The organism is Haemophilus haemolyticus (assembly GCF_003493685.1).
GTDB lineage: Bacteria > Pseudomonadota > Gammaproteobacteria > Enterobacterales > Pasteurellaceae > Haemophilus > Haemophilus haemolyticus_O.
In genome coordinates this window covers 1-8,616 of the sequence record NZ_QQJW01000021.1, presented here as the reverse complement: position 1 = coordinate 8,616, position 8,616 = coordinate 1, and the positions used below count along the sequence as shown (strand labels likewise).

The window sequence follows — 8,616 nt, the reverse complement described above, 5'->3', positions numbered from 1 at the left end:
GCCATGATCAAACTCTTCAATTCAAGTTCAATCGCTCAATAAACTGCTTAGCTATAAATAAAACACTACTTAAAAAAGTAATGATGAATTTTCAGTTAAGCACCTATTAAGACTTCAAAATTAAAAATATTTTTAAAACAAGTCAATCAACAAGTGCCCACACAGATTGTCTGATACATTGTTAAAGAGCAAAAAACAACGACGCACTTGTAAACTTAAAAATTTCACAACAGTGCGTCGTTGTGTGCGGTGCATTATAGGGATTTTCAAATCCCTTGCAAGTACTTTTTATAAAAATATTAAAAAAAATGATCTTTTGATTAAAGCACAAGCGATTAGAACAAAATATAGATATTTTGAGCTATTTTTTTAATCGTTTTAAAAGTCTCGGAAGATCAACAATAGAATCTAACACATAATCAGCTACTCTCTCGCCTTCCTCTGTTACTGGTTTACCTGTACGAACTAATACGTTCATTTTCACCTTCGCGCCAATTCCCGCTTTTAGATCTTCGACTTTATCTCCAACCATAATAGATTGAGTAGGATCGATCTTTAATTCTTTGATCGCTTGCAATAGCATGCCAGATTTAGGTTTCCGGCAATCACAGTCTTCTTTATATTCGCCTTTTCCCTCGGGATGATGTGGACAATAGTAAATACCATCCAAATCCACATCTTGTTCAGCCAATGACCAATCCATCCATTCTGTTAACTGTAAAAACTGCTCTTCAGAAAAATAACCACGCGCAATTCCAGATTGATTGGTAACCAACACCAACATATATCCCATTTTCTTTAATTCTCGCAATGCATCAATCGCACCATCAATAAACTTAAAGTTATCAATTTCGTGTATATAACCGTAATCAATATTTAACGTGCCATCGCGATCTAAAAAAATAGCTTTATTCATTCTCTTACCTTTCATATGTATCAAATTGACGAAAATTATCTATTTAATCCAAGCAATTAGCAAATATAACTCATAACCAATCTTTCTAAAAAAGATAATCTGACATATTGACATAGCAATCTAGACGTCTAGAATACCGAAATAGATTTAAAAATAGCAAATAAAAAGGGCTTATATGATTAAGCTAAGCAATATAACGAAGATTTTTGAGCTGCCTAGCAAGAAATTGACTGCGCTTGATAATGTCTCATTAAACATAGAAAAAGGTCAAATTTGCGGCGTAATTGGTGCATCTGGCGCAGGAAAAAGTACATTAATCCGCTGTGTGAATTTATTAGAAAAACCGACAAGCGGTTCCGTTATTGTTGATGGCGTAGAATTAACAGGACTTTCTGATCGCGAGTTAGTACGTGCTCGTCGTCAAATTGGAATGATTTTTCAGCACTTCAATTTACTGAGTTCTCGCACTGTATTTGAAAACGTGGCATTACCCTTAGAATTAGAAGGTGAGTCAAAAGCAAAAATCCAAGAAAAAATTACCGCACTTTTAGAGCTTGTTGGTTTAAGTGAAAAACGTGATGCTTACCCAAGTAATCTTTCTGGTGGGCAAAAACAACGTGTAGCCATTGCACGCGCCTTAGCGAGCGATCCTAAAGTCTTATTATGTGATGAAGCAACTAGCGCATTAGATCCTGCAACGACGCAATCTATTCTGAAATTATTAAAAGAAATTAACCGCACTTTAGGTATTACGATTTTGTTGATTACTCATGAAATGGAAGTTGTTAAACAGATTTGTGATCAAGTTGCTGTCATTGATCAAGGTCGCCTAGTTGAACAAGGTACTGTCGGTGAAATTTTTGCAAACCCTAAAACAGAATTAGCACAAGAGTTTATTCGTTCGACCTTCCACATCAGTCTACCTGATGAATATTTGGAAAATCTTACTGATACGCCGAAACACAGCAAAGCGTATCCAATTATCAAATTTGAGTTTACGGGTCGCTCAGTTGATGCGCCGTTACTTTCTCAAGCATCAAAAAAATTTGGCGTGGAGCTCAGTATCTTAACCTCACAAATTGATTATGCTGGAGGCGTGAAATTTGGTTATACCATTGCTGAAGTAGAAGGCGATGAAGATGCCATTACGCAAACCAAAGTTTATTTAATGGAAAACAACGTGCGCGTGGAGGTGCTTGGTTATGTTCAATGATTTTTTGGCAACATTCAGCCAGCAATTAACACCTCAAATGTGGGGTGTTGTCGCAACAGCAACTTATGAAACTATTTATATCAGCTTTGCATCTACTTTACTTGCTGTAGTAGTCGGCGTGCCTGTTGGCGTATGGACTTTCTTAACTGGAAAAAATGAGATTTTACAAAATAACCGCACTCATTTTGTGTTAAACACGATTATTAATATTGGGCGTTCCATTCCATTTATTATTTTGCTCTTAATCTTATTACCTGTAACACGTTTCATCGTGGGAACTGTATTAGGTACAACGGCAGCAATTATTCCATTAAGTATTTGTGCGATGCCATTCGTTGCTCGCTTAACTGCTAATGCATTAATGGAAATCCCAAATGGTTTAACCGAAGCTGCTCAAGCAATGGGGGCTACTAAATGGCAGATTGTTCGTAAATTCTATTTGCCAGAAGCACTACCTACACTCATTAATGGTATCACGCTTACGCTGGTCACTTTAGTTGGTTACTCTGCAATGGCGGGGACGCAAGGCGGCGGTGGCTTAGGTAGCCTCGCTATCAACTACGGCGTATATCGCAATATGCCTTATGTCACTTGGGTGGCAACCATTATTATTGTGCTATTCGTTATGATTAGCCAAAAACTCGGCGATACACTGGCTAAAAAAGTGGATCATCGTTAATTAAACACAACTCTTAACTTAAACAGGAAGGAAATCCTATGAAATTAAAACAACTTTTTGCAATCACTGCAATCGCATCAGCTCTCGTTTTAACAGGCTGTAAAGAAGACAAAAAACCTGAAGCTGCAGCTGCACCACTTAAAATCAAAGTCGGTGTAATGTCTGGTCCTGAGCACCAAGTTGCAGAAATTGCAGCAAAAGTCGCTAAAGAAAAATATGGTTTAGACGTTCAATTCGTTGAATTCAATGACTATGCATTACCAAATGAAGCTGTATCTAAAGGTGATTTAGATGCAAACGCAATGCAACATAAACCTTATTTAGATGAAGATGCAAAAGCGAAAAATTTAAATAACTTAGTCATCGTGGGTAATACTTTCGTCTATCCATTAGCGGGTTATTCTAAAAAAATCAAAAATGTAAGTGAATTACAAGAAGGTGCTAAAGTTGTTGTTCCTAACGATCCAACAAACCGTGGCCGTGCATTAATTCTTCTTGAAAAACAAGGTTTAATCAAATTAAAAGATTCAAATAACCTTCTTTCAACTGTATTAGATATTGTTGAAAATCCGAAAAAATTAAACATCACTGAAGTAGATACTTCTGTTGCGGCACGCGCATTAGACGATGTTGATTTAGCTGTAGTAAACAATACTTATGCGGGCCAGGTGGGCTTAAATGCACAAGATAACGGTGTATTTGTAGAAGATAAAGATTCTCCATATGTGAACATTATCGTTTCTCGTACCGATAACAAAGACAGCAAAGCTGTTCAAGATTTCGTAAAATCTTACCAAACAGAAGAAGTTTACCAAGAAGCTAAAAAACACTTTAAAGATGGTGTTGTAAAAGGTTGGTAATTTCTATCGCACTTTAACTCATTACTAAATCCCTTGCTCTGCAAGGGATTTTTTATATCTTATCTTCTACGACCAATTAATTTCCTAAAATTAAAGATCACACAAGTAACAATACCTTGATAAATTCAGGGCATGAAAAAACCGCACTATAGAAGTGCGGTAATTTTTTTAATTATCCTTAATCAAGGATTAATGTATTTTTTCTACTTGACCAAATTCTAGTTCAACAGGTGTAGCACGACCAAAGATTGATACAGAAACTTTTAAGCGACCTTTTTCATAATCTACTTCTTCTACTGTACCATTAAAGTCTGCAAATGGACCTTCAGCCACACGAACTTCTTCACCAGGATGATACTCATTGCGGTGACGCGGTTTATCTGTGGTTTGTTCTAAACGGTTTAAAATAGTATCGGCTTCTCGTTTAGAAATTGGCGATGGTTTATCAGGTGTACCACCAATGAACCCCATAACACGCGGAACACTTTTCACCAAGTGCCATGTTTCATCATTCATTTCCATTTCTACGAGCACATAGCCTGGAAAAAACTTACGTTCGCTTTTACGGCGTTTACCTGCAACATTCTCAACGACTTCTTCAGTTGGAACTAACACTTCACCAAATTGGTCTTCCATTTGTTGCTGTTTAATGTATTCACGCAAAGTTAAAGCCACTCGGCTTTCAAAACCAGAAAACGCCTGTAATACATACCAACGTTTTTTTGATACAGTTGTTTCTTCAGTCATTTTAGAATCTCAAATCAGTTAAGAAATTAATTACTGTCACAATAATCGAATCTGTCGCCCAGAAAAATAAGGATGCAATGATTGTTACCCCAATTACGATTAATGTAGTTTGACGCGCTTCTTGGCGACTTGGCCATACCACTTTTTGCGCTTCTATTTTTGAATCTTTAAAGAATGTACGAGCTTTTGTACCTTGATTAGTAATTGCTGCAAATGCAAAAACAATCACTAATGCAATGACGACACCCACTACACGAATAGGTAATGAATATACTTTTTGGAAATAAACATTACCAATTGCAGCTGCCGCAAAAAAGACTGCGACTAAAATCCAAAGAAGGGTATTTAATCCTTTAGATTTACCGTCTACCACCGTCTCTGGTACATTTTTCTTTTTATCAACATCAGTTGCCATAAATTGAATCCGTTATTTACTTAGGAAAATAAGAATAAAGTTATAAGAACGTGCGATTGTAGCATTTTCTTTTCGCCTTGCCTATTGAAAATCATCAAGCAAAATAGAAAACATAAGGAAAAACAACCGCACTTTTCTATTAAGAATGATATTCTAATTTTGGAGCAGTATTATCTACAATGGTACTTTCATCCACGACTACTTTACATAAATTTTCGATAGATGGTAAATCATACATCGTATCAAGTAATACAGCCTCGACAATAGAACGTAAACCACGTGCGCCGGTTTTTCTTTCAAGCGCTTTCTTCGCCATTGCTTTTAAAGCTTCTGGAGTGAATTCTAACTCCACATTTTCAAGTCCAAATAAAGCTTGATATTGTTTAGTTAAGGCATTTTTAGGCTGTGTAAGAATTTGCACAAGGGCTTCTTCATCTAATTCACTTAGCGGAGAAATCATGGGTAAACGCCCAATAAATTCCGGAATTAAACCAAACTTCATTAAATCATCTGGTTCTACTTGGCGGAATAATTCAGAAAGAGACTTTTCCTCTTCATCCTTTTCTACTTTCGCACTAAAACCGATACTCGTACTTGTTTGTGTACGTTTACTGATAATTTTATCTAATCCCGCAAATGCGCCACCGCAGATAAAGAGAATTTTTGACGTATCCAATTTCACCATTTCTTGCTGCGGATGTTTGCGACCGCCTTGAGGTGGAATAGAAGCCACTGTACCTTCAATGAGTTTTAACAATGCTTGTTGTACACCTTCGCCAGATACATCTCGAGTAATTGATGCGCCTTCCGATTTACGGCTAATTTTATCGATTTCATCAATATAGATAATGCCTTGCTCTGCTTTTTCAGTATTATACTCACAGTTTTGTAAAAGCTTTTGTAGAACATTTTCTACATCTTCACCGACGTAGCCAGCCTCTGTCAATGTTGTCGCGTCAGCCATCGCAAACGGCACATTTAAGCGACGAGCTAATGTTTGAGCAAGCAATGTTTTACCACTACCCGTTGGTCCAATAAGCAAGATATTACTTTTACCGAGCTCAACATCGTTATTTTCATGATTAGTTCGTAAGCGTTTATAATGATTGTAAACTGCGACAGAAAGCACTTTTTTCGCATAATCTTGGCCAATAACATAATCATCTAGATGAGCGCGAATTTCATGAGGAGTAGGTAATTTCTCCTCATTTTCTGCCGCACTTTCGTCTACACCTTCATCATTACCTTCTTCAAGCATTGAATGACAAAGTTCAATACACTCATTACAAATATAGCCGTCTGTACCAGCTATTAATTTATCTACTTTGCTTTTTTCTTTTCCGCAAAAAGAGCAATGTAAATCTTTATCTTTGTCTGACATGTGTTTCCTTAACGTTTAATTAAAACTTCATCAACTAAACCATATGCTTTTGCTTCTTCAGCTGACATAAAGTTATCGCGATCTGTATCTTTCTCAATACGTTCGATACTTTGCCCAGTATGAAATGCTAGACGATCGTTTAAGGTGTGTTTAATTTTCAAAATTTCTTGTGCATGAATTTGAATATCGGATGCTTGACCACGGAAACCACCTAAAGGTTGGTGAATCATCACACGCGCATTTGGTAACGCTGCTCGTTTGCCCGCGGTTCCGCCAGCAAGCAAGAATGCGCCCATTGAGCATGCCTGACCGATACAAAGTGTACGAATATCTGGCTTAATAAATTGCATTGTGTCGTAAATAGCCATACCTGCGGTCACAGAACCACCGGGAGAGTTGATATAGATATTTATATCTTTAGTTGGATCTTCAGACTCTAAAAAAAGCAGCTGAGCCACAATGAGATTTGCCATACGATCTTCCACTTCACCACTTAGGAAGATCACACGCTCTTTTAATAAACGGGAATAAATGTCGTATGAACGCTCGCCACGCGAAGTCTGTTCAACAACCATAGGAATTACACTCATGTTCTTACCTTTTTATCTAAAATTGCTAATTATTTTACTCTAAATAACATACAAATAAAAATGCGGTCGCTTTTGTTAAAAAGAGCGACCGCACTTTTATTCAATCATAACGATATTAATTAATCATTATGCTTGTGGATTCATAATTTCATCAAACGAAGAAACTTTTTCTGTAACTTGTGCTTTAGCAAGTACTGCTTCCACTGCTTGTTCTTCTAATACTACGTTACGAATATTGTTCATTAATTCTTCGTTTTTACTATAATATTCAACAACCTCAGCCGGTTGCTCGTAAGCTGATGCAATATCTGCAATCATTGCTTTAACGCGTTCTTCATCAGCTTTTAATTCATTAGATTTAATCACTTCAGAGAATAATAAACCTACCTGAACACGACGAGTTGCTTCCGCTTCAAATAATTCACGAGGTAACTGTGCAGCTTGTTGTGCATTACCGCCAAAACGTTGAGCCGCTTGATTGCGTAATACGTTAATTTCTTCTTCTACTGCAGAAGCTGGCACTTCAATTGGATTTTGTTCAATTAAACCGTTGATTACTTGTTGTTTAACACGTGAAACTAATGCATTTTTCAATTCACGTTCCATATTCTTACGAATTTCTACACGTAAATCCGCAACAGATTTAGTATTCGGACCGAACTTAGCAACAAACTCATCTGTTAACTCAGGTAACACCATGTTTTCTACTTTTTTCAAGGTGATTGCAAATTTTGCCGCCTTACCTTTTAAGTTTTCTGCATGGTATTCAGCAGGGAAAGTTACATTAATATCGAATTGCTCACCTGCTTTATGGCCTACGATACCATCTTCAAAACCAGGAATCATACGACCTTGTCCCATAAATAATACGAAGTCAGATGCTTTACCGCCTTCAAACTCTTCGCCATCTACAGAACCAACAAAATCAATAGTTACGCGATCATCTGCTTTCGCTGCAGAGTCGGTTTCTGCCCAAGTTGCTTGTTGTTTACGTAACACATCAACCATTTTATCAATATCAGCTTCTGTGATTTCAACAGTTGGTTTTTCAACTTTAATATTCTCTAAACCTTGTAATTTAACTTCTGGATAAACTTCAAAAGTTGCGGTGAAAACTAGATCTTTACCTTCTTCAAAAGTTTCAATACCAAAAGTTGGACGACCTGCGATATTAATCTTTTCTGCAATCACGGCATCAAAAAAATGACGTGGTAATAAATCGTTTAATACATCTTGACGGATTGATGCACCGAAGCGTTGTTCGATGATGTGTGCAGGAACATGACCTTTACGGAAACCATCTACACGAACATTTTTTGATGCACGTTTAAATTCTTCACGAACTGCTTTAGATACAGTTTCAGCAGGAACGGTGATCGCTACACGGCGTTCTAAACCTTGAGTTGTTTCAATATTTAATGACATTTGTTACCTCAATTAATTTGCACTCGGTAAAAATCCACACCGAACACGTTTGTTAAATAAAATAAGACGCTTAATTATAACGAAAGAAATCTAACCAGTCGATAAAATACTGATTAAAAAATCACATTTTGATAACTTTCAAATATCACCTATAAACAAAAAGTGCGGAGAATTTTCCCCGCACTTTTCTTTTGTCTTCTTTCTGTCTTTAAGACATTCAAGAATACATCAATTATTTGATGATTTTCGCTACAACACCAGCACCTACTGTACGGCCACCTTCACGGATTGCGAAACGTAAACCTTGGTCCATCGCGATTGGGTGGATTAAGCTTACTGTCATCTTGATGTTATCACCAGGCATTACCATTTCCACGCCTTCTGGTAATT

Annotated in this window: 10 protein-coding genes; 3 read left to right on the top strand and 7 right to left on the bottom strand. The window is 36.9% G+C overall.

Annotated features, from left to right (window positions below):
• Positions 1–361: 361 nt before the first annotated feature.
• A complete protein-coding gene (gene gmhB / locus DV434_RS10540; RefSeq protein WP_118786122.1) occupies positions 362–916 on the bottom strand; it encodes a D-glycero-beta-D-manno-heptose 1,7-bisphosphate 7-phosphatase in 555 nt (184 codons plus the stop codon).
• A gap of 175 nt (positions 917–1,091) precedes the next feature.
• Here gmhB and metN point away from each other — a divergent pair, with 175 nt between their 5' ends.
• Genes metN through DV434_RS10525 form a run of 3 tightly spaced genes read left to right on the top strand, consistent with a single transcriptional unit; the run spans position 1,092 to position 3,668 of the window.
• Positions 1,092–2,129, top strand: coding sequence for a methionine ABC transporter ATP-binding protein MetN (gene metN, locus DV434_RS10535; RefSeq protein WP_118786121.1), 1,038 nt, complete (start codon positions 1,092–1,094; stop codon positions 2,127–2,129).
• The gene (locus DV434_RS10530; protein WP_005629721.1) at positions 2,119–2,808 is read left to right on the top strand and encodes a methionine ABC transporter permease; all 690 of its coding nucleotides are present in this window, start codon (positions 2,119–2,121) and stop codon (positions 2,806–2,808) included. Before metN ends, DV434_RS10530 begins: the two co-directional genes overlap by 11 nt.
• 38 nt (positions 2,809–2,846) lie before the next feature.
• Positions 2,847–3,668 carry a MetQ/NlpA family lipoprotein gene (locus tag DV434_RS10525; RefSeq protein WP_118786120.1) on the top strand — a complete coding sequence of 274 codons (822 nt, stop codon included), beginning with the start codon at positions 2,847–2,849 and terminating at the stop codon, positions 3,666–3,668.
• 189 nt (positions 3,669–3,857) lie between these two features.
• On the opposite strand, the gene nusG is transcribed toward DV434_RS10525, so the two are convergent.
• The 6 genes from nusG to DV434_RS10495 form a co-directional block, all read right to left on the bottom strand.
• The gene (nusG, locus tag DV434_RS10520; protein ID WP_118786119.1) at positions 3,858–4,415 is read right to left on the bottom strand and encodes a transcription termination/antitermination protein NusG; all 558 of its coding nucleotides are present in this window, start codon (positions 4,413–4,415) and stop codon (positions 3,858–3,860) included.
• Between the two features lies 1 nt (position 4,416).
• Complete coding sequence (gene secE / locus DV434_RS10515) at positions 4,417–4,830, bottom strand: preprotein translocase subunit SecE (RefSeq protein ID WP_118786118.1); 414 nt, start codon at positions 4,828–4,830, stop codon at positions 4,417–4,419.
• Between the two features lie 139 nt (positions 4,831–4,969).
• Positions 4,970–6,211 carry an ATP-dependent protease ATP-binding subunit ClpX gene (clpX, locus tag DV434_RS10510; protein WP_118786117.1) on the bottom strand — a complete coding sequence of 414 codons (1,242 nt, stop codon included), beginning with the start codon at positions 6,209–6,211 and terminating at the stop codon, positions 4,970–4,972.
• An 8-nt stretch (positions 6,212–6,219) separates the two neighbouring features.
• Complete coding sequence (clpP, locus tag DV434_RS10505; protein WP_005639290.1) at positions 6,220–6,801, bottom strand: ATP-dependent Clp endopeptidase proteolytic subunit ClpP; 582 nt, start codon at positions 6,799–6,801, stop codon at positions 6,220–6,222.
• Between the two features lie 126 nt (positions 6,802–6,927).
• The gene (gene tig, locus DV434_RS10500) at positions 6,928–8,226 is read right to left on the bottom strand and encodes a trigger factor (protein ID WP_118786116.1); all 1,299 of its coding nucleotides are present in this window, start codon (positions 8,224–8,226) and stop codon (positions 6,928–6,930) included.
• Positions 8,227–8,458: 232 nt separating this feature from the next.
• The coding region (locus DV434_RS10495) for an EF-Tu C-terminal domain-related protein (protein WP_463013968.1) at positions 8,459–8,616 on the bottom strand (158 nt) is incomplete at its 5' end.